The 20,813-nt window shown below is 65.8% G+C and carries 18 protein-coding genes; 13 read left to right on the forward strand and 5 right to left on the reverse strand.

Going from position 1 to position 20,813, the window contains the following annotated elements; all coding sequences use genetic code 11:
* Nucleotides 1–7: 7 nt before the first annotated feature.
* The 9 genes from J7I92_RS09330 (at nt 8) to J7I92_RS09370 (ending at nt 8,539) form a co-directional block, all read left to right on the forward strand.
* On the forward strand, nt 8–2,011 hold the full coding sequence (locus J7I92_RS09330) for a hypothetical protein (RefSeq protein ID WP_214839733.1): 2,004 nt from the start codon (nt 8–10) through the stop codon (nt 2,009–2,011).
* Nucleotides 2,008–3,072, forward strand: coding sequence for an alpha/beta fold hydrolase (locus J7I92_RS09335; protein WP_214839735.1), 1,065 nt, complete (start codon nt 2,008–2,010; stop codon nt 3,070–3,072). The genes J7I92_RS09330 and J7I92_RS09335 overlap by 4 nt, the downstream gene beginning before the upstream one ends.
* Nucleotides 3,069–4,040 carry an acetoacetate decarboxylase family protein gene (locus tag J7I92_RS09340; protein ID WP_214839736.1) on the forward strand — a complete coding sequence of 324 codons (972 nt, stop codon included), beginning with the start codon at nt 3,069–3,071 and terminating at the stop codon, nt 4,038–4,040. The genes J7I92_RS09335 and J7I92_RS09340 overlap by 4 nt, the downstream gene beginning before the upstream one ends.
* The gene (locus tag J7I92_RS09345) at nt 4,037–4,519 is read left to right on the forward strand and encodes a DUF1772 domain-containing protein (protein WP_214839742.1); all 483 of its coding nucleotides are present in this window, start codon (nt 4,037–4,039) and stop codon (nt 4,517–4,519) included. The genes J7I92_RS09340 and J7I92_RS09345 overlap by 4 nt, the downstream gene beginning before the upstream one ends.
* A gap of 13 nt (nt 4,520–4,532) precedes the next feature.
* Entirely contained in the window at nt 4,533–4,997 is a 465-nt protein-coding gene (locus J7I92_RS09350) for a hypothetical protein (protein WP_251039673.1), read from the forward strand.
* Nucleotides 4,994–6,358: a patatin-like phospholipase family protein gene (locus J7I92_RS09355; protein WP_214839744.1), complete on the forward strand. Its 1,365-nt coding sequence runs from the start codon at nt 4,994–4,996 to the stop codon at nt 6,356–6,358. Before J7I92_RS09350 ends, J7I92_RS09355 begins: the two co-directional genes overlap by 4 nt.
* A 150-nt stretch (nt 6,359–6,508) precedes the next feature.
* Nucleotides 6,509–7,399, forward strand: coding sequence for an FAD-dependent oxidoreductase (locus J7I92_RS09360; RefSeq protein ID WP_214839746.1), 891 nt, complete (start codon nt 6,509–6,511; stop codon nt 7,397–7,399).
* 90 nt (nt 7,400–7,489) lie between these two features.
* Nucleotides 7,490–8,236, forward strand: a complete 747-nt coding sequence (gene deoC, locus J7I92_RS09365) for a deoxyribose-phosphate aldolase (protein ID WP_251039674.1) — start codon at nt 7,490–7,492, stop codon at nt 8,234–8,236.
* A gap of 72 nt (nt 8,237–8,308) precedes the next feature.
* The gene (locus J7I92_RS09370; RefSeq protein ID WP_214839748.1) at nt 8,309–8,539 is read left to right on the forward strand and encodes a hypothetical protein; all 231 of its coding nucleotides are present in this window, start codon (nt 8,309–8,311) and stop codon (nt 8,537–8,539) included.
* Nucleotides 8,540–8,622: 83 nt separating this feature from the next.
* Here J7I92_RS09370 and J7I92_RS09375 read toward each other — a convergent pair whose 3' ends face one another.
* Together J7I92_RS09375 and mfd are read right to left on the reverse strand one after the other, a co-directional pair.
* Nucleotides 8,623–9,447, reverse strand: coding sequence for a metal-dependent hydrolase (locus J7I92_RS09375; protein ID WP_214839750.1), 825 nt, complete (start codon nt 9,445–9,447; stop codon nt 8,623–8,625).
* A gap of 3 nt (nt 9,448–9,450) precedes the next feature.
* On the reverse strand, nt 9,451–13,134 hold the full coding sequence (mfd, locus tag J7I92_RS09380; RefSeq protein WP_214839751.1) for a transcription-repair coupling factor: 3,684 nt from the start codon (nt 13,132–13,134) through the stop codon (nt 9,451–9,453).
* A gap of 210 nt (nt 13,135–13,344) precedes the next feature.
* Between mfd and J7I92_RS09385 the strand changes: the two genes are divergently transcribed.
* From J7I92_RS09385 to J7I92_RS09395, 3 genes are read left to right on the forward strand one after another with little or no spacing between them, the layout of a single operon-like run.
* Nucleotides 13,345–14,841 (forward strand): SDR family oxidoreductase, encoded by a 1,497-nt coding sequence (locus J7I92_RS09385; protein ID WP_214839753.1) that lies wholly within the window; start codon nt 13,345–13,347, stop codon nt 14,839–14,841.
* A gap of 53 nt (nt 14,842–14,894) precedes the next feature.
* Nucleotides 14,895–15,392, forward strand: coding sequence for a DUF2505 domain-containing protein (locus tag J7I92_RS09390; RefSeq protein ID WP_214839755.1), 498 nt, complete (start codon nt 14,895–14,897; stop codon nt 15,390–15,392).
* A 3-nt stretch (nt 15,393–15,395) separates the two neighbouring features.
* Nucleotides 15,396–15,617: an SCO4848 family membrane protein gene (locus J7I92_RS09395; protein ID WP_214839757.1), complete on the forward strand. Its 222-nt coding sequence runs from the start codon at nt 15,396–15,398 to the stop codon at nt 15,615–15,617.
* Nucleotides 15,618–15,725: 108 nt separating this feature from the next.
* Here the strand turns inward: J7I92_RS09395 and J7I92_RS09400 are convergent, their stop codons facing one another.
* The 3 genes from J7I92_RS09400 to J7I92_RS09410 all read right to left on the reverse strand — a co-directional run bounded on the left by J7I92_RS09400 (nt 15,726) and on the right by J7I92_RS09410 (nt 19,398).
* Nucleotides 15,726–17,186 (reverse strand): glycoside hydrolase family 55 protein, encoded by a 1,461-nt coding sequence (locus J7I92_RS09400; protein WP_214839759.1) that lies wholly within the window; start codon nt 17,184–17,186, stop codon nt 15,726–15,728.
* A gap of 84 nt (nt 17,187–17,270) precedes the next feature.
* Nucleotides 17,271–18,119, reverse strand: coding sequence for a glycosyltransferase family A protein (locus J7I92_RS09405; protein ID WP_251039740.1), 849 nt, complete (start codon nt 18,117–18,119; stop codon nt 17,271–17,273).
* Nucleotides 18,016–19,398 carry a hypothetical protein gene (locus J7I92_RS09410; RefSeq protein WP_214839763.1) on the reverse strand — a complete coding sequence of 461 codons (1,383 nt, stop codon included), beginning with the start codon at nt 19,396–19,398 and terminating at the stop codon, nt 18,016–18,018. Before J7I92_RS09410 ends, J7I92_RS09405 begins: the two co-directional genes overlap by 104 nt.
* A 159-nt stretch (nt 19,399–19,557) precedes the next feature.
* Here J7I92_RS09410 and J7I92_RS09415 point away from each other — a divergent pair, with 159 nt between their 5' ends.
* Nucleotides 19,558–20,799 (forward strand): glycosyltransferase, encoded by a 1,242-nt coding sequence (locus tag J7I92_RS09415; protein ID WP_214839765.1) that lies wholly within the window; start codon nt 19,558–19,560, stop codon nt 20,797–20,799.
* Nucleotides 20,800–20,813: the final 14 nt, after the last annotated feature.

Here is a 20,813-nt window from a genome sequence, read left to right on the forward strand (position 1 = left end):
ACCGGGCATGAAGCGGGCTGAGCTGGCGCAGCACAGCAACGGACTTGGCTTCACTCCCCGGGATGCCGTGCGCTGGCTCGCCCCGGCCCAGCTGGGCCGGACCGCCGTGAGGGTTGTGCTGGCATCCGTCTTCGCCGACTTCGGCGATAAACGCGAACTGGAGGGCGGCTTTCCCCGCTACGAACTCGACCTCGACCGGCTGCCCGTCCCCGGCCAGCCTGCCCAGCCGGTGGTCCGCGACCTGGACCTGCGAAGCACGCCGCCCCGCCCGGCCGAGATGTGGCTCGATTTCACAGCCGACCTCGGCGACGGCTTTGATCCCACATACACAGTGGCATCGTTGCTGGCCGAAGACTCACTCACCGTGGCCGGGCGCACGCTTCGCCGCGGCCAGGTGCTGGTGCTGGGCGGTGATGAGGTGTACCCCGTAGCTTCGCCCGCCGCATACGAGGACCGCATGGTGGGGCCGTACCGGACGGCACTTCCCGGAGGCCGCTCTCCCGGCCGGGCCGGCGTCCTGCTGGCCCTGCCCGGCAACCACGACTGGTACGACGGCCTGACGTCCTTCATCCGCCTGTTTACCCGGCAACGGAACATCGGCGGCTGGCGGACCATCCAGACGCGGAGCTACTTCGCCCTGCGGCTGACGGGCGGAGACGACTCCCCCGGGTGGTGGCTCGTGGGGCTGGACAGCCAGCTGGGACAGTACATCGACGAACCCCAGCTCGATTACTTCTACAACGCGATGACCACGCAGCTTCTGCCGGGTGACGCCGTCGTTCTCTGCGTGGCGGCCCCCTACTGGGTGCGGGAAGCGGAGGATACAGATGCGTTCCGGCAGGTCCATTTCTTCGAACAAGATTACCTCCGGCGCCGCTTCAACCGCCGCACGGGGGTGTTCGAGGAAACGGGGGCTTCCGTGCGGCTGTGGCTCACCGGGGACCTGCACCACTATTCGCGCTACGAGGAACTCGAACCGGACAGCGACACGGCCGCGGATACGGCGGCAGCGGCAGGCACACCTGCCGGCGCCCGGGACGGTGCCCTGGACGGGGCCGACCCGCGCCGGATCCAGCTCATCACCTGCGGACTCGGCGGCGCCTTCCTTGCGGACGCCCGGTGGCTCCCCGCGGAACTCACACTTCCGGCCCATCAGCCGACGGCGGCGCCCACCGGCAGCGCAGGCGCCAGCACAGGCACCAGCACAGGCAGCACCACAGACCACAGCGCCCCCTGCCCCGGCCGCCGTTTCGTCCTGGCTCCATCAACCTTTCCGGGCCGGGCTGATTCCATGCAGTTCCGCGGACGGCTGGCCAATCCGTTGTCACCGTTCTGGCTGCCGGTGCGGAACCCGGGCTTCGGCTCGGCGCTCGGCCTGGGGCACCTGGTGGCTGTCCTGACCCTATGGACCGTGTTCAGCGCCTTCCGCGGCCTCGCCTTTGGCGAGAGCCTTCAGAGCCTCCGGACCGCCGGCGGGCTCATGGCGCTGGCCGTGTTTGCCGTCCCGGTGTTCCTCCTGCTGTTCGTGGCCGCCCTCCGCACTGTGCTTGGCCGCCGGCAACACGGCGCGGGGTTCACGGCTGTCCGCGGCGCGCTCTGGCAGCTTTCCGCGCTCGGGGCGGGAATCGCCGTCGTCCTCCTGCTGCCCTTGCCGGCTGACTGGCCGCCGTTCCTGACCCTTGCGCTGGTGCTCGCCGTCGCGTTCCTTACCGGGTTTGCGGCGGGTAGCGAAGCGTTCGCCTTCTTCATCCTGGGCACCACGAGCGGAGAGGTGGCGTCATGGGCCATGTCCGGCCAGGCCATCGAAGACCACAAGGGCTTCCTCCGGATGCGGATTGCGGCAAACGGCGACCTCACGGTCTATCCGGTGGCAGTGGACCGCATCTGCCGTGACTGGAAGCTGAAGGAAAACGACGACGGCGGCCTCCGCCCGGTGCCCGCGGACGGGCTGCCGCCGCTCCGGCTCTTCGAACCGCCGGTGACCGTTGCCAGGGAGGGATTTCCGTCATGACCAGCCCCCACACCATCACCCGGGCGGACCACGTAACGGAGGTCATTCCGTTTTCCGCCGGGGACGGAATGCAGCTGACCCTGGTGCACGTCACCTCCGCCGTGCCGCCCGACGCCGGGGCGCCGGCCAAAGGTCCGGTGCTGCTGGTCCACGGAGCGGGGGTCCGTGCCGAGCTGTTCCGCCCGCCGCTGCCCCGCACCCTGGTGGACGCCCTGCTCGAGGACGGCTGGGACGTCTGGCTCCTGAACTGGCGGGCGTCGATCGATTTTGAACCGCTCTCATGGACGCTGGGGGACGCCGCCGTGTACGACCACCCGGCCGCCGTCGACTATGTCCTGGGAGCGACCGGCGCCGAAACGCTCAAAGCCGTGATCCACTGCCAGGGGTCCGTTTCCTTCACCATGGCGGCTGTCGCGGGGCTCCTTCCCCGGGTGGACACCGTGGTCTCGAACGCCGTGTCGCTGCATCCGGTGATTCCGCTGTGGTCGGTCGTGAAAATCTCGTACCTCGCCGAGCTGCTGAAGCCGTTTACTCCGTACCTTTCCCCGGCGTGGGGCTACAAGTCCAACGGGTACTTCTCCCGCATGCTCAGGTCGACAGTTAAGGCCACCCACCACGAATGCGACAACCTGGTGTGCCGGCTGGTCAGTTTCACCTACGGCAGCGGCCGGCCCGCGCTGTGGTCCCACGAGAACCTGGACGAGGCCACCCACGACTGGATCAGCGGCGAGTTTGCCGAGGTGCCGTTCACCTTCCTGTCCGAGATGGGCCGCAGCGTGCTGGCCAGGCGGATGGTGGCCGCTGGAAACCACCCGGAGCTGCCCGCGGACTTCCTGGCCGAAGCCCCGCAGACGGACGCGAGGTTCTCGTTCCTGGCCGGGCGCAACAACCGCTGCTTCCTCCCCGAAAGCCAGGAGCGGACCTTCGCCTTCTTCCAGGGCCACCGCCCCGGCAAGGACTCCCTCCATCTGTTGCCCGGGTACGGGCACCTGGACGTATTTTTCGGTGCCCGCGCCTGGGCGGACACCTATCCCGTCATCCTCAAGGAGCTGAACAGATGAACCAACTGACCGGTCTGGCCGCTTCCCTGCTGCGGCTGGTGCCTTCCCCTGTGCCACGGCGCCAGGAACGATTGCGGGGGCAGCACGCGAGGGTGGACGGGATCAAGTACTCGATGCCCGTCAACTCGGACGACTCGCCCGTGCTGATGGCGGCCTTCCCCATCGACAAGAGGGCCGCCGCGGCCGTCCTGCCGGGAACGGAGCTCAGGCCGTTCAGTCTTGGCGGCAAAGGGCTCCTGGTGGTGACCGTGGTGAACTACAGGTCCACCGACATCGGCCAATACATCGAGTATTCGCTGGCGATTGCCGTCACGCACGGCTCCCGGCCGGCACCTCCGCTGCTGCCGCTCGCGTTCCAAAAAACGTTCGGGCTGGGCCAATTCGTGGTGGACCTGCCCGTGAGCAGCGAAGTCTCCGTCAAGGGCGGAAAAGGCATCTGGGGCATGCCGAAGCACCAGGCCAGCCTGGATTTTCTGGTGACCGAATCCGCCGTCTCCGCCCAGTACGACGACGCCGGGAAGTTCGGCTGCTTCATCGAGATTGAGCGCCCCCGGCCGATGAGCATCCCGCTCAAGCTGGCGGCATCCAACTACTGTGCCTTCCGCGGGATGCTGATGAAGTCCGACATCTATTTCGAAGCCACCGGCGACATCGCACTGGGCCGGGAGGCCAAAGCACGGCTGGTCCTGGGTGATGCACCCGGCGTGGCCCCGCTCAAAGCCCTCCGGCCGGCGGACAAGCCGGTGTTCACCGCGTACCTCCCCGAAGCCCACGGAGTACTGGACGACCACTTCGAGGCCTGGTTCCTGACCGCCGCAACCGCCGAGGAGGCCGCCCGGATCCGCGGCGGCGACCCGCTCGAATCCGTGGCGGGAATGGGCCAGGGCCAGGACTGGCTGCCCGCGCCGGACCGGAGCGCCACGGCCTTGGGTACTTCGGACGGCGCCGCCACCGGAGGCACTCCGTGAACTGGCTCCTGCTGCTCAACGCGCTGTATTTCCTGTTCGGCGCAACCATGTACGTCGGCACCATGTGGGTCCTGAAGTTCTTCCTCTACCCCACCTGGGAGTCACTGGACCGCGGCAACGTTGACATGCACTTCGGCATTCCCACCCGCCAGGCAACCAAGTTCTTCACGGTGGTGGTGCCGCCGATGTTCATCTCCGGCATCATCCTGGCCTGGACGGAGTGGGGCACCGTGCGGGTCATTCCCGCGGTGCTCTGCCTCCTCGGCATCATCGTCCTGACGGTGGTGGGCCAGGCCATGATCATCCCCGTCAACATCAGGATCAGGGGCGGAGACTTCGCCGACGACGCAGAACTGCGCTCCCTGCTGCGGCGCTGGATGCTGCTCAACGACATCCGCTTCTACGTCTCCACCCTCACCTGGCTGGCCATCGTCTGGCTGCTGGTGGACCGCGGCCGGCTGTGGGAGGCGTTCGAATGAGCGGGGCGGCATCATGAGCGGGGCGGCAAGCCCGTCCGGCGCGTCCTTTCCCGGCATCGGCACCTGGATCGGGGCAGATCCGCTGCGCGCAGTCCTGGCCGCGGTCGCCGTCATCACCATCTTTTCCGGCGCGGTTCAGATACCGTTCGGCGGCCCCGTCCTGGAGCTGCTGGGGGCGGAGCCGACGACGGCGGCACGCCAGCTGTTCGCCACCGTAGGGATGTTCATGGTGGTGGTGGGCGGACTCCTGCTCCATACGCTGTTGCGTCCGACGCCGGCTCCGGAGGTGCTGCTGTGGTCAGGCGTCCAGAAGGCGGGCGCCTGCGCCGCCGTCGCCGTCGGCGTCATGAACGGCGTATTCGCACCCGTGGCGCTGGCCGTGGCTGTCTTTGACCTGGCGACGGCGGCGCTGTGCCTGATTTACCTGCGCCGGGTCTACTGGGAGCACGGCGGCCCCGGCGGGAGGAGGGGTCCGTGAAGCGCTCGCTGGTCCTGGCCGGCGGTGGAATGCGGGTGGCCTGGCAGGCCGGAGTGGTGCGGGCACTGGCCGAAGAGGGGCTGCACTTTGACCACGTGGACGGGACATCCGGCGGCATCCTGACGGCGGGGATGCTGCTCTCCGGAGTGTCACCCGAGGACATGTGCCGGAACTGGTCCGGTGTCAACGTCAGGGACTTCGGCTCGGCTCTTCCGCCGGGAGACTACGTCAAGGGGCCGTGGTCGCTGCCCGCGATCGGTGACGCGGACGGCCTGCTCGGCAAAGTGTTCCCGGCCCTCGGGATCAACGACGGCGAGATCCGGCGCCGCGCCGCCCTCCCGGGCGCCGTCGAAGGTACCTTCAACGTGGCGGAGTTCACCGCGAAGCGCTGCCACGCCATCGATGCCCGCGACGTGGACGCAGAACTCATGGCAGCCGGGATGTCGCTTCCCATCTTCCTCACCCCGCTGCGGCGGGACGGGAAGATCTGGACGGACGCGGTCTGGATCCGGGATGCCAATGTGGCCGAAGCGCTCCGCCGCGAAGCAGACGAAGTGTGGCTTATCTGGTGCATAGGAAACACCGACTACTGGGGGGACGGCCCGCTGGAACAGTACGTCCACATGATCGAGATGAGCGCCATGGGCGCCCTCCTGGCCGACTTCGACGCGGCAGCGGCGGCCGGACGGGACTTCATCCTCCACGTGGTCAGGCCGGAGAACCCCCTGCCGCTGGATCCGGAGTTCTACCTGGACCGGATCGACGCCGACACCCTGATCGGGATGGGCTACCGCGATGCCCGCAGCTACCTGAAGGCCATGACCGCCGAGGGCCTGCCCAAGGATGCTTCCTGCACGGCAATGGTGGAGCCTCCGCCCGGCATCCGCTTCACTGAGCGCCTTCACGGCCGCGCCGGAAACCAGGGCGGAGGCGAGGAAGTCCGCCTTACGCTCACGGTGACCCTGCCCCTCGACGGTTCAGGCGCGCCGGCCGGCCTCACCGGGTTCATCGACCATGCTCCCTTCGGCCCGAGGATTTTCCTTGCCGGCGGCCGGGTGGACGCCAGGGGCGAATCCGTCACCTACCGGGCCTCCGTCCATGCCGGCGGCGCCTGGCACCGGTTGGCCGTAGCTCGGGTTTTCCACGACGATCCGGGCCCGGACGCCTGGGACGATACCCGCCGGGCGCACCTCACGGTCGGATCCCTGCTGGACGTTCCTGTCACCATGGGGCTGGGAGATGCGGCCGCGCTCATCGCGTCCGTGGAACCGGCCGGTGTCCACGGGCCCGCGGACAGGGCCGCCGTCGTTGCAGCAGTCGCTGCAGGAGGGGTGCGGGAGGCGTTCCGCCGGTACCGCTGAACACATTTGTTACCGCTCGGTAAACAGTGGCGAACAAACGGCGATATTCCGGCAACAGCCGGGAAACACCCGCGAAAAACCGTAAGCCTACGCTGGTTTCCATCACCAACCCAGGCCAAACAAGGGCCTCAGCAGCGAAAGGGCCTTCACATGTCCGCTCCGGCAGCGTCCATCTCTTCTTCCACCAAAATCCAGGCGTCCCCGTTGCCGCGCGTGGTCATTGCCGGCGCAGGTCCGGCGGCCAGGGCTCTGGTGAGCCAGCTGGACCGCCCCGGATTCGCCGGCAGCATCACCATCCTCAGCAACCGGGACGACGCCCCCTCCGAGCTGCTGGAACTCGCCGCCCTGCCCCAGGTTTCCGTCCGTTTCGGCCAGCCCGCCAGCTTCGTCGACGCACGCCAGCGGATGGTGACCACGGCGGACGGCATGGAGTTCAGCTATGACCAGCTGGTGATTGCCACCGGCTCGGCCCCGGCACTCGCCCCCGTGGACGGCGCTGGCCGCTGCCTCAGCTACTCCACCATCGATGACGCCGTACGGATCGGCAACGCCGTCAAAGAAGTGACCCGGGTCCTGGGCCGGCGGCCGCTGGGGATCCTGGTGGGAACCGGGCCCGAGGCAGGCCAGGCGGAGGCGGTGCTGCGGGCACGCGGCGTACGCCCTGTCCGCACTACGATGCGGCCCGCCGCAGTGGTCCCGGGGTTGTCGGGTTCGGCGCTGCCCGGTTCGGCGGTGCCCGCCGCCGGGATTGTCTTCGACGACGGCAGCAGCATGAACGGCGACCTGGTGGTCCTCGCCGAAGAGCGCGTGGCGCGTGACGCGCTCGCCGCCAGCGCCGGTGTTGCAACGGCGCCAAACGGCGGAGTCGTGATCGACCAGGACTTCCGGACCTCCGTCCCGGGAATCTGGGCCATCGGCGACGCCGCCTCGTTCGACGGTGTCCGACTGGGGCTCCTGGTGGCGTCAGGCTCGGCTGCGGGCGTCTGCGCTGCCCGGCTCATGCAGGCAACCATGCAGGAACCTGTCCCGGCTGCCGCCTAGCGCCGTTGTGGCAAGATGGTCACCTGAGAAGCCCCGAAGAACACGGCGCCTGTTGCCCACGAGGCCCGGCACCCACCAGGAAGGACCATCATGAGCAACGAAGCCACCGCGGCCGGGCTGCCTGAAGCCACCGCTTCCGGCGCCACCGCACCCGGGGTCACCGCACCGGCAGAAATCGCCTCCTTCATCGACCACACCCTGCTGAAGCCGGAGGCCAGCGAAGCGGAGATCCTCAAGGTGTGTTCGGAGGCCGCCGAGTACCACTTCAAATCCGTGTGCGTGAACCCGGTATGGGTCAAGACCGTCACCACGGCGCTCAAGGGTTCGGGCGTCCTGACCTGCTCAGTGGTCGGCTTCCCGCTGGGTGCCACGCCGAGTGACGTCAAGGCCTTCGAAGCCCGGGGCGCCGTCCTGGACGGGGCCGACGAAGTGGACATGGTGATAAACATTGCGGCTGCCCGGGCGGACGACAAAGGCACGCTGGTTGACGACATCAAGGCTGTCGCCGAGGCTGTCCACTCCGGTGAGGCCGTCCTGAAGGTGATCATCGAGACGGCGTTGCTCAGCGATTCCCAGAAGGTCCTTGCCTGCGAAGCGGCCGTGGAGGCCGGGGCGGATTTCGTCAAGACGTCCACGGGCTTCAACGGCGGCGGCGCTACGGTGGAGGACGTAGCGCTGATGCGCCGCACGGTGGGCCCCAAGGTGGGCGTCAAGGCCTCCGGGGGTGTGCGTTCACTGGCCGACGCGCAGGCTATGATTGCTGCAGGTGCAACCCGAATTGGCGCCAGCTCCGGCATTGCGATCGTCAAAGGCGAACAGGGTTCGTCCGCGTACTGATACGGTCCGGAACCGCCACAGTTTTTGAGCCCTTCGGGGCGTTTTGAGCCCTGCGGGGCCGAGGAGGAATGAATGTCCAAGTCCGTTGATAGCCCCAAGACCCCTCAGAACGAGAACAGCCTCGCAGGCAGCATCGCCGTCTTTGTGGTCATGATGGCCCTGTTCCTCGGCTCCATCTACTCCCTGTCCTTCCTCACGCTGGGCAACCCGTGGCCGATGGCCGTCTGCCTGGGCCTTTTCGCCTCCGCGTTCTGGATCCCGCAGACCATCCTGGGCCGTTCGGATTCCGCCGGCGAGCACTAAGCATGACGCGCTGAAACGGCTGAAGCCCCTGGACTGTCCAGGGGCTTCAGCCGTTTAAGCGCTCTTGCATTCCGGCCTCGGCGTTACGCCGTCCCGAACAAGCTGTTGACCAGGGTGCTTCCGAGCGCCAGGGCGGCCGGGAAGTGCGCCTCGGCCAGGGCCCAGGCCGCCACGCACATTCCCACCATGGCGTAGGCGCTCACGGGGATCAGCACGAGCCATTCCCGCTTCGAGCCGGCCCGCCCCAGCAGCGGAACGGAAAAAGCGCCGTTGGCCTTCCAGACGTCGTTGAGGACGGGCAGTTTCCGCAGGAACCTGGGCGGTTTGATCACAATCGGCCACAGCAGCGGCACTCCCCCGGTGGTGATCATGTCCCCCACGATGTGCACCACCACGCCGGTCAGCATTGACACGGGCAGCCACGTCCATTGGTCCGGCGCAAACCAGGCCACCAGTCCGGCCATGGTCAGGGCGAAGAGCCAGTTGCTGACGAAGCCGGCCTTCGGGAACAGCTTCAGCGCCTTGGCCGCAATGTTGATCATGAACATGCACAGCAGTCCGGCACCCACCGACAGCAGTCCCCAGTCCGTCTGCAGCTGGATCTGCCCGGCCAGCGTGGCGAGCAGCACGAAGAAGGCCGCCCCGAGCACAGAGTGCGTGCCCTGCCGGTGCCCGCCGCTGGCGTTTTCAATTCCCACGGCAATCACGTTCGACAGCGGCGGCAGCGAATTGGCCACCGTGCTGTGCCGGTGGTCCCAGTCGCACACCAGCGCCGTTCCCGCCGTCGCCATGCCGCCGATCAGGATCCCGGTGGCGTCCAGCGGATACCAGCCCAGCGTGTAAGGCCCCGTTGACGCAATAGCCACCCACGCCGCGGCTCCCGACGCGGCGTGGTGTCCTCCCATCATGGGTTAGCTACCTGCCTTTTCGAGGGAAACAGGTGCATCGGAGAAAATGTTCCGGATCACTCCGTTGGCCCACTGCAGGATCTCAGCATCCTGGAGGTCCCGGCCGCCGATCCTCGCAGTCTTCGGCTTGGGGATGAGCACCGCGTCGAGGGCAGGTTTGGACTGCGCGCCCGGGTACATGCGGTTGAGCCGCATGGTCTTCGATTCGGGCAGCTGCGCCGGGGAGAACTTGATGAAGTTTCCCTGCAGGGCGACGTCGGACAGCCCCGCTTCCCGGGCCCCCACCCGGAAACGCGCGACGGCGATCAGGTTCTGCACCGGCAGCGGCGGCTCGCCGTAGCGGTCCACGAGTTCGGCCAGTACCTCGTCGATGGCCTCATTCGTCAGCGCGGCCGCCAGCTTGCGGTACGCCTCGAGGCGCAGCCGCTCGCCCGGCACGTAATCATGCGGCAGGTGCGCGTTGACGGGCAGCTCGATCTTCATCTCCGCGGCCTTCTCCTCGGCCTCGCCGCGGAAGTCCGCCACGGCTTCGCCCACCAGGCGGATGTAGAGGTCGAAGCCCACCCCCTGGATGTGGCCGGACTGTTCCCCGCCAAGCAGGTTTCCGGCACCACGGATTTCGAGGTCCTTCATGGCCAGCTGCATGCCGGCGCCGAGCTCATTGTGGGTGGCCACGGCCTTGAGCCGTTCCAGCGCCACCTCGCCCAGCGGCTTTTCCGAGGGGTACAGGAAGTAGGCGTAGGCACGTTCCCGGCCGCGGCCCACGCGTCCGCGCAGCTGGTGGAGCTGGGAGAGCCCGTACTTGTCCGCGCCGTCCACGATCAGGGTGTTGGCGTTCGAAATATCCAAGCCGGTTTCGATGATGGTGGTGCACACCAGCACGTCGAAGCGCTTCTCCCAGAAATCCACGATGATCTGTTCCAGCCGGCTTTCCGACATCTGGCCGTGGGCCACTTCCACCCGGGCTTCCGGCACCAGTTCGCGGATCTTGGCGGCAGTGCGCTCGATCGTGGAGACGCGGTTGTGCACGAAGAACACCTGCCCTTCGCGCATCAGTTCACGGCGGACCGCAGCGGAGGTCTGCTTGTCCGTGTACGGTCCGACGTAGGTCAGGACGGGATGGCGTTCCTCCGGCGGGGTGGCCAGAGTGGACGTTTCGCGGATTCCCGTCAGGGACATCTCCAGCGTCCTCGGGATCGGCGTGGCACTCATGGCCAGGACGTCCACGTTGGTGCGCATCTTCTTCAGCGCTTCCTTGTGCTCCACCCCGAAGCGCTGTTCCTCGTCCACGATCACGAGGCCGAGGTCCTTGAACGCGAAGTCCTTGGACAGGAGCCGGTGCGTGCCGATCACCACGTCAACCGAACCGTTCTTCACACCTTCGGCCGTCTCCTTGGCCTCCTTCGACGCCTGGAAGCGCGAGAGCGGCTTCACCCGGAGCGGGAAGCCGGAGAAGCGTTCCGTGAACGTCTCGTAATGCTGCTGGGCGAGCAGCGTTGTGGGCACCAGCACCGCCACCTGCTTGCCGTCCTGGACGGCCTTGAACGCAGCACGGACTGCAATTTCCGTTTTGCCGTACCCCACGTCGCCGGACACCAGCCGGTCCATTGGGATCTCGCGCTCCATGTCCGCTTTGACCTCGTTGATGGTGGTCAGCTGGTCCGGGGTTTCGACGTAGGGGAAGGCCTCTTCCAGTTCCCGCTGCCACGGCGTGTCCGGGCCGAAGGCGAAACCCTTGGACGCCATCCGGGCGGAATACAGCCGGATGAGCTCGCCGGCGATCTCCTTGACGGCCTTTCGCGCCTTGGACTTGGTGCTCGCCCAGTCCGAGCCGCCCATCTTGCTCAGGGCCGGGGTGTCACCGCCCACGTAGCGGGTGACCTGGTCCAGCTGGTCGGTGGGCACAAAGAGCCGGTCGCCCGGAGCGCCGCGCTTGGACGGCGCGTACTCGAGGACCAGGTATTCGCGGACGCCGTCGCCGCCGCCCGCCACCTTTCGCTGGATCAGCTCCACGAACCGGCCGATGCCGTGCTGTTCGTGGACCACATGGTCCCCGGCCAGCAGCTGCAGCGGGTCCACGGCGTTCCGCCGCTTGGACGGCATGCGCCGCATGTCCTTGGTAGATCCGGCGGACGTGCGTCCCAGCAGGTCCGCTTCGGTCAGCAGGCCCAGTTTGAGGCCATCCAGGACAAAACCACGTCCGACGGCGGCAGTGGTCACCTCGATGATGCCGGCCTGGGGTTCGTTGTCCAGGGAGTCCACCCGCGCACACGGGATGTCGGCGTCGTGGAAAAGCTCGGCCAGGCGCTGGGCCGGTCCGGGGCCCTCCGTGGCCACCACGATCCGCCACTGGTCCCGGACGTGGGAGCCGATGAAGTCCATCATCTCGGCCACGTCGCCCTGGTACCCGCGGGGTTCACGGGCATGAAGGTTCAGCACGTCGACATCAGGGGTCAGCTCTTCGTCCGTGGCCAGCGAGGTGATGGACCACCACGAGACCTCCTGGCCGAGGGCCGAGCTGCGGGTCTCAGCCAAGGAACGGAAGCTGGCTGAGTGGAGCGCAGCCGAGGCCTGGGAGTTCAGAACGGTGTCCAGCGCCAAAGGCGCGGTGCCGCCGTCGGACGCCGTGGACCAGGCAGCTTCCAGGAACTCCTCGTTGGTGGCTGCGAGGTCGTGGGCGCGGGTGCGGACCTTTTCCGGTTCGATCACCACGGAAATGGACCCGCCGGGCAGCTGCTCCACGAAGGGGACCATGGCATCCACCAGGACGGGAGCCAGGGATTCCATCCCTTCCACGGCGATGCCGCCGGCGATCTTTTCCAGCATGTCCGCCGCGGCGGGCAGCTGGGACTTGAGCGTGGCGGCCCTGGACATCACCGATGGGGTGATGAGGATTTCACGGCACGGCGGCGCATGCAGTTCGGTGGGATGGTGCAGGCCGGGTGAAGACAGCGAGCGCTGGTCGGCGACGGCGAACCAGCGCATCTGGTCCACCTCGTCCCCGAAGAACTCGACCCGGACGGGGTGGTCCTCGGTGGGCGGGAAGACGTCGAGGATCCCGCCGCGGACGGCGAACTCGCCGCGGTGGGTGACCATGTCCACCCGGGCGTAGGCGGCGTCTGCCAGGTTCTTCACCACGCTGCTGAAAGGCACTTCCTGGCCCACCCGCAGCGTGACGGGCTTGAGCTCCCCGAGTCCGGCGACGATCGGTTGCACTACCGCGCGGACGGGAGCCACCACCACGCGCAAGGGACCGCCGGCAGCAGTTTCGGGGTGCGCCAGCCTGCGGAGCACGGACAGGCGGCGGCCCACGGTGTCGGAGCGTGGGGACAGCCGTTCGTGCGGAAGGGTTTCCCAACTGGGGAACTCGGCCACTGAGTCGGCCGGAAGATATGCGCGCAGTGCGGCGGTGAGGTCCTCGGCTTCGCGGCCGGTTGCCGTGACGGCCAGCACCAACGGCGACCCGCCGCCGTCGTTCGTTGCCGTTGCGGATCCGGCCGGGACCGAGGCGAGGCCATCGGACATCTCCGCCAGCAGGGCAGCGCGGAGGCCGGCCGGCGCGCTGATTTGGTAATCCTCACTGCGGGTTCCAAAGCCCCGGGACGCTTCAGCCTGCACGCGGGCAAACGTTTTGTCTCCGGCCAGCGCGCGGCGCAGGCCGGTGAGTGACGGGCCGTTGAGGCTCATGGCGGACGCTCCTGAAATGATCGCTGAAAGCAGGCAACACGAAAACCCGAAATTCGCGAGAATCCCGGGTCTTCCCAGCCTACCGCGAGCCGCCGTGACTACGCTCCCTCCGGCCTGCCTTGGGTCCGTAGGGGGCAATACGTCCGAAAACGTGGATTGCTAAGCTGGCTTTGCACCGAGGCATTCCGCGACGTTCCAAGGAGACCCCCAATGAACGGCAGTCTTAAAACCGTGCTTGTCACCGGTGCCACCGGCTACATCGGCGGGCGGCTCGTGCCCCGTCTCCTCGAGGCAGGGCACGCCGTGAAAGTGGTGGTCCGGACACCGGCAAAGATAGCCGGGGTACCGTGGCTGGAACAGGTCGAGGTCGTGCAGGGCAGCCTCGACGACGGCGAGGTGCTGCGGGCGGCGCTCGACGACGTCGACGTTCTCTACTACCTGGTCCATTCCATGGCCGCCGGCGCCGGGTTCGAGACCAAAGAAAAAGCCATGGCGGAAACTGCGGCGAAAGCCGCTGCCGACGCCGGCGTGGGCAGGATTGTCTACCTCGGCGGCCTGCATCCTGAAGGCGCCCGGCTCTCAACGCATATGCGGTCCCGGGAGGCCGTCGGCAAGGTATTCCTTTCGAGTCCGGTGGACGCGGTGGTGTTCCAGGCCGGCGTCGTGATCGGTTCCGGATCGGCCTCGTTTGAGATGATCCGGCATCTTGCAGAGACCCTCCCCTTCATGCCGGCGCCGAGCTGGGTGCGGAACCGGATCGAGGCCATCGCGGTCCGCGACGTGCTGCACTACCTCGTTGCCGCAGCGTCATTGGACGGGCCCATCAACCGCACCTTCGACATCGGATGCCGGCAGGTGCTCTCCTACGCGGGAATGATGAAGGAGTACGCGGCCGAGGCAGGACTGCCGCACCGCGTGGTGCTGGCGCTGCCCGTTCCTGCGCCCAAACTGGCCGGCATGTGGGTCGCCCTGACCACGCCTATTCCCCTGTCCATGTCCCTGCCGCTGGTCCAATCACTCCAACACGACGCGGTGGCGACTGAGAACGACGTCGACGGGTACATCCCGGTGCCCGAGGGCGGCCTGACCTCGTACCGCCAGGCCGTGGCCCTCGCCCTGGGCAAGGAACGGGATGCCCAGGTGGAGACCACCTGGGCCAGCGCGGGTGCGGACGCCGACCCGCTCCCGAGCGACCCGGACTGGGCCGGACACCGTGTGTACCTGGACGAGCGGAGCTTTTCCAGCCCCGCCGACGCGAAGCATGTGTGGACCATCATCGAGGGCATCGGCGGCCGCAACGGCTGGTACTCCCTGCCGTTGGCGTGGCGCGTCCGCGGCTGGCTGGACAAGCTACAGGGCGGGGCCGGGCTGCTCCGCGGCCGCCGGCATCCGCACCTGCTTGCCGGGGGCGAAGTGGTGGACTGGTGGCGGGTTGAGCGGATCGAACGGGGCCGGCTGCTGCGGCTGCGGGCAGAGATGCGCGCCCCGGGCCGGGCCTGGCTTGAGCTTTCGGTGGAGCCGGAAGGCGCCGGCAGCCGTTACCGGCAGCGTGCCATCTTCTTCCCGAAGGGCCTCAGCGGCAGGCTGTACTGGCTCGCTGTGCTGCCGTTTCACAGCGTCATCTTTCCCGCCATGTCGCACAACATCACGGCCGCCGCGTCAAAGCTGGAAGAAGCAGAATCGGAGTCGGCGCGCTCCGCACCGTAGGATGTGGGAGGCAAAAAACCGATGCCCCATACCCCCAACCCAATGGAGGAACAATGGCACTGAGTGCTTCCACCACCCTGCCGCACAGCGTCGATCGCGTAGCCGCTGTGTTCGCCAACGAGGATTTCCAGCGCCACACCAGCGAACTGGTCGGCGGAACCCTTGAATCGTTCAAGGTCGACGGCGATGTTGCCGGCGCGTTCAGCACCACCTCGGTGCGCACCCTGCCCACCACCCGGCTGCCTGAGATTGCCCGCAAGTTCGTGGGTGACAGCCTCACTGTGACCCAGCTTGAGTCGTGGGAAGCTCCCGCCGCAGACGGCTCCCGCCAGAGCAGCATCAGCCTGAAGATTGCCGGGGCACCGCTGGACGTGAGTGCAGTTCAGCGGCTTATCGCCGATGGCGGCAGCACCCGCGTGGAACTGGAGGGCAATGTCACGTCCTCTGTCCCGTTCCTGGGCGGCAAGATCGCCGACGCCGCGGAGCCCATGGTGGGCAAGGCACTGAACATCCAGTCGCAGCAGGCCCAGGCCTGGCTGGAAAGCCATTAACCCGTGCAGCTTCCCGCAGCACTTGCCTGGGTCCTGATCATTGCCGGCATCTGGTCCCTGGTGGTGTGGCCGCAGTTCCTCCGCCGCGTCATGAAGGATCCGCGGGCACGTGACGCCGCCGGCAAGGCCACGAAGTTCCTGACGGTCCACGTTGTCCTGGTGTCCGTCTCCATGGTGCTGGGAGCCGCCACCGCGGCGATCGGTGTCGCCGGGCTGGTCGGCTAGCCGGCCGAGCGAAGGAGTGGACAGGCTCCGTTGGCCGTACTCCGGGCAGGAAACAACGTGCCCGGGGTGCGGCCATCAACGCGCCTGGCGCCCGGTGGAGGTGTCGAACTAGTACGTTTCGTTGTTGAGCAGCGTTGTCTGCACGCCTTCGTCGATGATCGTATCGGAAGGCGTCCTGGCTCCGGTCCTTCCGAGTACGTTGCCGCTCACCCGGGCCCCGCGGCCCCATTTGGAAACATGGATTCCTTTCGCCGGCGGACCGCCCAACGTCTCCACTTTGCAACCGCTAACGATGCTGTTTCCGCCAATTTCAACTGCATTTCCCCGATGCGCCACAATGGTCGTTCCTTCGACAACTGCTCCGGAGTATGCAAGAACGGCCAAGCGGGACCGGGACGAGGCCACTGTGCCGCCGGCCCAGCGGCAGCCTGCGTGGAGTTCCAGCGCAGGCAGCGCAGCCTCTGTCATTTGCTCAGTCATGTCGCTGACGCTGCAGTTCGTGAAGGAGCTGTCCCGGGCGCCCTCGCTGGGGTTCACCCAGACTCCGAATGATGTGCCCGGCGAGGGGTCCCTCCCGGTCCGGGTCCACTGGCAATTCTCAAATTGGTTGTCGTGGGACATGTAAGCGAGCTCCACAGCCCCATGGTTGTACAGCCCGACGATGTTTTTGAACACGCATCTCACCACAGGATTACCGGACAGCGAGGTCCAGCCCTCCGTCTGAACGTCAGAAATAGTCGTCTCGGCGCATGCGAGATTAATCGGTGGATATCCCTCCGCCGCGCTGATAATCGTCACGCCAGACAGTGCAGCCCTCACAGTGAGGTGGGCCGTCCCGCCGCTGGCTGCATCAGGCCCAAGCGAAGGAACCAGCCCGGAGTTCAGCCTGCGAAGAACCGGCCTTCGCCCCTCGACCGTGGCCAGTTTCGGTGCGCGCCCGTCAAGGAAGACAAGGCCCGTTGCAGGCTCCGACCTGATGATCCGCGCCACGGCGTTGGGAGTCCGCGGGGATTCCACTGACTTGTTGACATTGCCTCCTTCGAGCGAGACCAGGTCGCCGGGAGCCAGTTGTGCTCCCGCCGCTTGGTCGCTGAGCTTAACGCTCGTTGACCCCTCGGCGGTGTCCTCGATGATGATTCCGGGTTCACGGTGCACGGAGGACGCCGCATTTCCCGGTCCGTACGTCCCCAGGTGCCATGCCACTGCCTGTGCCATGTTGCGGATCGGAGACATGTTGACGATCGTTGTCGAGCCGGCGCCGGCTCCCCGTACTGTCACTCCGCTCTTGTGAACAATTCCGCTAACTGTTCTGTACCGCCCCGGAGGTATGACGACTGCTACTGAATGTCGGTAGGCGAATTCCAGCGCGGCATTGATCGCGCCACTATCGTCGCCTGTACCGTCGCCCCGTGCCCCGAATGCCTTAACGTTCACCGACTGGGACGGAGTTTCGGGAAGCGCCTGGGGCAGCTGAAGGGGACGGTCAGCCACGAACGTGCCCGCCAGGGCTCCCGAACTGACGACAATAAGAAACTGCCGCCGCGCCACCTCTTGCGCGTCACCTAGCATGGCGACGTCCTGGTTCCGTTCCCGTGGACGGCCGCGGGTCCAGGGGTCCTGCGCCGGTCCGCTCCAGGACACCGCATTCCGGACTTACGCATGCTGGAACCGTGAAAGGCGTAGGTTGATCAGGGCGCGCTGGGCCGGTCGCAGCAGCCTGGCTTTTGCGCGGAATTGGGACAGGAATGATCGCCACTCCTGGGGGTCGGCCCTCTCGGCCTGGCCTGAGACGGACGAGCGCCGGAGGGTTCGCGTGTCACCCAGACAGCCGCAGGCATCGCGGGCCAGCTGCCCGTAGGACTCGTCAAGAAGCGGGTCATCGGCTTTGGCGAGCCAGCCTCCGGTCGTTGTGGCTTGCTTGCCATGCCGGCGGTACATCAGAACAGGTTCCGCGGTCCGCACCATCCGTGCCCCCTTGCGGGCAGCTCTCAGCCATAGGTCGTAATCCTCGGCTGCCGTAGCACGGTAGCCGCCCATGTCATCCATGATTTGGCGGGTGGCATAGAGAGTCGGATGGACCAGGACATTCCCGAGGAGAAGGTGCAGAGGGGTGGCGTCCGGCGCTATGCGGCCAGGTAGATCCGGTCTGACGGGAAGGCCTCTGGAGTTCATGAAAATGACGCTGCTGAAAACCATTTCTGCCGACCGCAGGTTTGCTTCCTGCAGGGCAAAACGCCAAGGAAGGCACAGGTCGTCCGCGTCCATCCGCGCCACGTGCTCGCTGTCGGTGGACGCCAGAAGAAAGTTCAGACCCTTGGCGACGCCTCCGGATGCCTGATGATGGATCGCTTTCACCCGGCGGTCTGTCACCGATTCCAGATACTCCGGCGTCCCATCGTCACTGCCATCGTTCAAGATCACTAATTCCGAGTCCCGGGGCATTGCCTGGAGCGTGCTGCGGACTGCGCGTGGAAGATACGGCAGGCCATTCTTCACGGGCATCAGCACTGACAGTCTGGGCATTGGCCCTCCTCCTCAGGTTATGTAGAAAAGCCACGATGGTTATCCCAATGACGATGGTCATCACTCTGCTAACCGAGCGCGTGTTGTATTGCAGCAGATACAGGCTGCTGATCGCAATAAGGCCCATGACGGCCACGAGAGCGAGCCGGCCCAAGGGGCTGGAGTTCTGCATTGTTATGTTTATGCAAAGCCGGCAAATAAGAGCCCAGGTAAACATTGCCAGCACCAGGGCGGGCATACCGGCATTTGCGAACTCCCCGATCATGGAGTAGGGAATATAGAAATGGGCGCGCAAGGAAGCCCCCCAGACGTCCCAGCCCGCAGCGCCACCCGGAGCAGGATTAATTGAGGCGAAGAAGGCAGCGGGAGGAATTTTCTCGGCGAAATTTGCAGTAAATTGCGCAATTGGCGCCGTAAATCCGAAGTTTCCCACCAGTTCCAAAACCTCCGAGAAGTTGTTGGGTCCGATGTGGCTTTGCAGGTATTCCGCGTAGGGAATCAATCCATGACGCTCCAGCTCCCGTGACCTCAGAGCGACGGGAAGCGACAAGTAGGAAAGCAGACCAGCGAGCAACCAAAGCGGCCAGCGGACCCTCCTTCCCGCGAAGAGAGTGCCTGCGAGAAAAATGAAAGGGGCAACTGCCAGCAGCCTCGTACCGTAGGCGAACAGGCACAGCGAAATTCCGGCAAACAGCACTGTGCCGAGCACCCTGTGCCTGGCGGCGACCAGACCTGAAGCAATAATTCCCACAGGCGCTGCAATGTTCGACAGACTCGCCAACGCCTGGGGTCCCTGGAATTTCAGGTATTCCTCGGCCTCAAGCAGGTTGCTGCCCTTTGCAACGACGAGCAGGGCGCCCGACGCGAGGGCACAGAGCACCCAGATGCCGGTGTGTGCCGCGAGTTCCGAACTAAGTGTTCCTCCCAGCCCTTGCAGCCTTGGTCCCCGGGCGGGGAAGGCGCATGCCAGCACCAAGCCCAGAACGGCAAACGCGAAGATGCGGGCGGATCCCTCCGGCGAATAGGCATACCAAACCTCAGTGAACGGGTTGTCCTCAGGCAATATCACTGAGCTGTGATACCAGAGCGCTGCAATCCAAGTAGCCAGCAGGACGACCGCAAGGCCAATAGCGGGCATAACACCTAGTGGCATGCGACGCAAAAACATGTAGCTCCAGACTTCAGCCCTGCTGATTTCGGCTGAATAGTTGAGGCCGTTGTCGCGACCGGGAAGTTCGACGTGGCCAGTCTTTGCCATGAATCCCGCATCGTCAACGGTCCGGGAGCGAGTCAACCCAAATCGAGAAGTGTTCCCCGTAACCGGCCGGCAAACCCGAGAAATCACCGGAAAAAAACGAGTAGTTCAATCGGGAAACTACTCGTTTCAATCGATTCAGCCGCTGCTAATGTCACCGAAATGAGCCCATCTCAGCTGCGTATCACGATTCTCGGTTTGAACTATGAACCCGAGCCGACTGGCATCGCTCCGTACACGACGGGCCTCGCGGAAGGGCTTACTGCGGCCGGCCATGAGGTCCGGGTTTTGACGGGCTACCCACACTATCCGGAGTGGAGGATCCGGCAGGGATACTCCGGCTGGTCGCGCTCCGAGGTGCTGAACGGCGTTCGACTTCTTCGGCTCAGGCACTTCGTTCCGGCAGCGCCGAAACGCGTTGACCGCCTCCTCATGGAAGTGACGTTTGGCTTCAGATTGATGTGCTCGAACTGGGGAAAGCCGGATGTTGTCCTGCTTGCCAGTCCGGCGCTCATCTCGAGTGCCATGGCCATGCTCCGTCTCAGACTGGGGCTGCACCCACCCAGAACGGTTGTCTGGGTACAGGACATCTACAGTGCAGGCCTCGTCGAAACCGGAGCGGCCAGGGGCTGGGCGGCGACACTCACACAAAAGCTGGAGTCATCGACGCTGAATCGTGCGGATGGAGTAGTCGCAATCCACGAAAGATTCAAGCATTATCTAACTTCCCGCCTGGGCCTGGAGGAAAATGCTGTAAGGGTGATTCGCAATTGGACCCACCTGGCGAGTGCAGGCCCAGTGGATAAGGAAGCCGTTCGCCGTTCGCTCGGATGGAAACCGGCTGAGGTTGTTGTTCTGCATTGTGGCAACATGGGCGCAAAACAAGGCCTGGAAAATGTTGTCGCAGCAGCGAAAATCGCAGCCTCCAGAAACTCTCCCGTGCGTTTCGTGCTCATGGGAGACGGTAATCAGAGGACACTGCTTGAAGCCTCGTCAGCCGGTATCAAAAACCTGACTTTCGTTGATCCGGTGCCCGCAGAGGATTTTCAAGCCGTTATGGCCGCGGCGGATATTCTCCTGGTCAATGAACGCCCCGGCATCACTGAAATGGCCGTGCCCAGCAAACTTACTTCCTACTTCAGCAGCGGCAACCCGGTGGTTGCGGCCACAGACGCCGGCAGCGTAACTGCTTCCGAGCTCCATGCATCCGGAGGCGGCGTTCGAATCACAGCCGGCGATCCGCTCGCCTTGGTGCTCACAAGTGAGGACCTGGGCCGCGACATGGCGAGGCGTCGGGAACTCGGACGAAACGGCCTGCAGTTCCGGGAGCGAACGCTTTCCGCCGCGCATGCGATCCAAGAGTACGAGGAATTCCTTTGCGAACTAGTAACCCAAAACCTTTGATAAACCTGCTCGCC

The organism is Arthrobacter sp. ISL-72 (assembly GCF_018613755.1).
Classification (GTDB): domain Bacteria; phylum Actinomycetota; class Actinomycetes; order Actinomycetales; family Micrococcaceae; genus Arthrobacter.

Coding starts and splice junctions, on each gene's coding strand:
- J7I92_RS09330 (WP_214839733.1), top strand. CDS start 8: ATGAAGCGGGCTGAGCTGGCGCAGCACAGCAACGGACTTGGCTTCACT.
- J7I92_RS09335 (WP_214839735.1), top strand. CDS start 2,008: ATGACCAGCCCCCACACCATCACCCGGGCGGACCACGTAACGGAGGTC.
- J7I92_RS09340 (WP_214839736.1), top strand. CDS start 3,069: ATGAACCAACTGACCGGTCTGGCCGCTTCCCTGCTGCGGCTGGTGCCT.
- J7I92_RS09350 (WP_251039673.1), top strand. CDS start 4,533: ATGAGCGGGGCGGCAAGCCCGTCCGGCGCGTCCTTTCCCGGCATCGGC.
- J7I92_RS09360 (WP_214839746.1), top strand. CDS start 6,509: ATGTCCGCTCCGGCAGCGTCCATCTCTTCTTCCACCAAAATCCAGGCG.
- deoC (WP_251039674.1), top strand. CDS start 7,490: ATGAGCAACGAAGCCACCGCGGCCGGGCTGCCTGAAGCCACCGCTTCC.
- J7I92_RS09370 (WP_214839748.1), top strand. CDS start 8,309: ATGTCCAAGTCCGTTGATAGCCCCAAGACCCCTCAGAACGAGAACAGC.
- J7I92_RS09375 (WP_214839750.1), bottom strand. CDS start 9,447: ATGATGGGAGGACACCACGCCGCGTCGGGAGCCGCGGCGTGGGTGGCT.
- mfd (WP_214839751.1), bottom strand. CDS start 13,134: ATGAGCCTCAACGGCCCGTCACTCACCGGCCTGCGCCGCGCGCTGGCC.
- J7I92_RS09385 (WP_214839753.1), top strand. CDS start 13,345: ATGAACGGCAGTCTTAAAACCGTGCTTGTCACCGGTGCCACCGGCTAC.
- J7I92_RS09390 (WP_214839755.1), top strand. CDS start 14,895: ATGGCACTGAGTGCTTCCACCACCCTGCCGCACAGCGTCGATCGCGTA.
- J7I92_RS09400 (WP_214839759.1), bottom strand. CDS start 17,186: ATGCTAGGTGACGCGCAAGAGGTGGCGCGGCGGCAGTTTCTTATTGTC.
- J7I92_RS09405 (WP_251039740.1), bottom strand. CDS start 18,119: ATGCCCGTGAAGAATGGCCTGCCGTATCTTCCACGCGCAGTCCGCAGC.
- J7I92_RS09410 (WP_214839763.1), bottom strand. CDS start 19,398: ATGGCAAAGACTGGCCACGTCGAACTTCCCGGTCGCGACAACGGCCTC.
- J7I92_RS09415 (WP_214839765.1), top strand. CDS start 19,558: ATGAGCCCATCTCAGCTGCGTATCACGATTCTCGGTTTGAACTATGAA.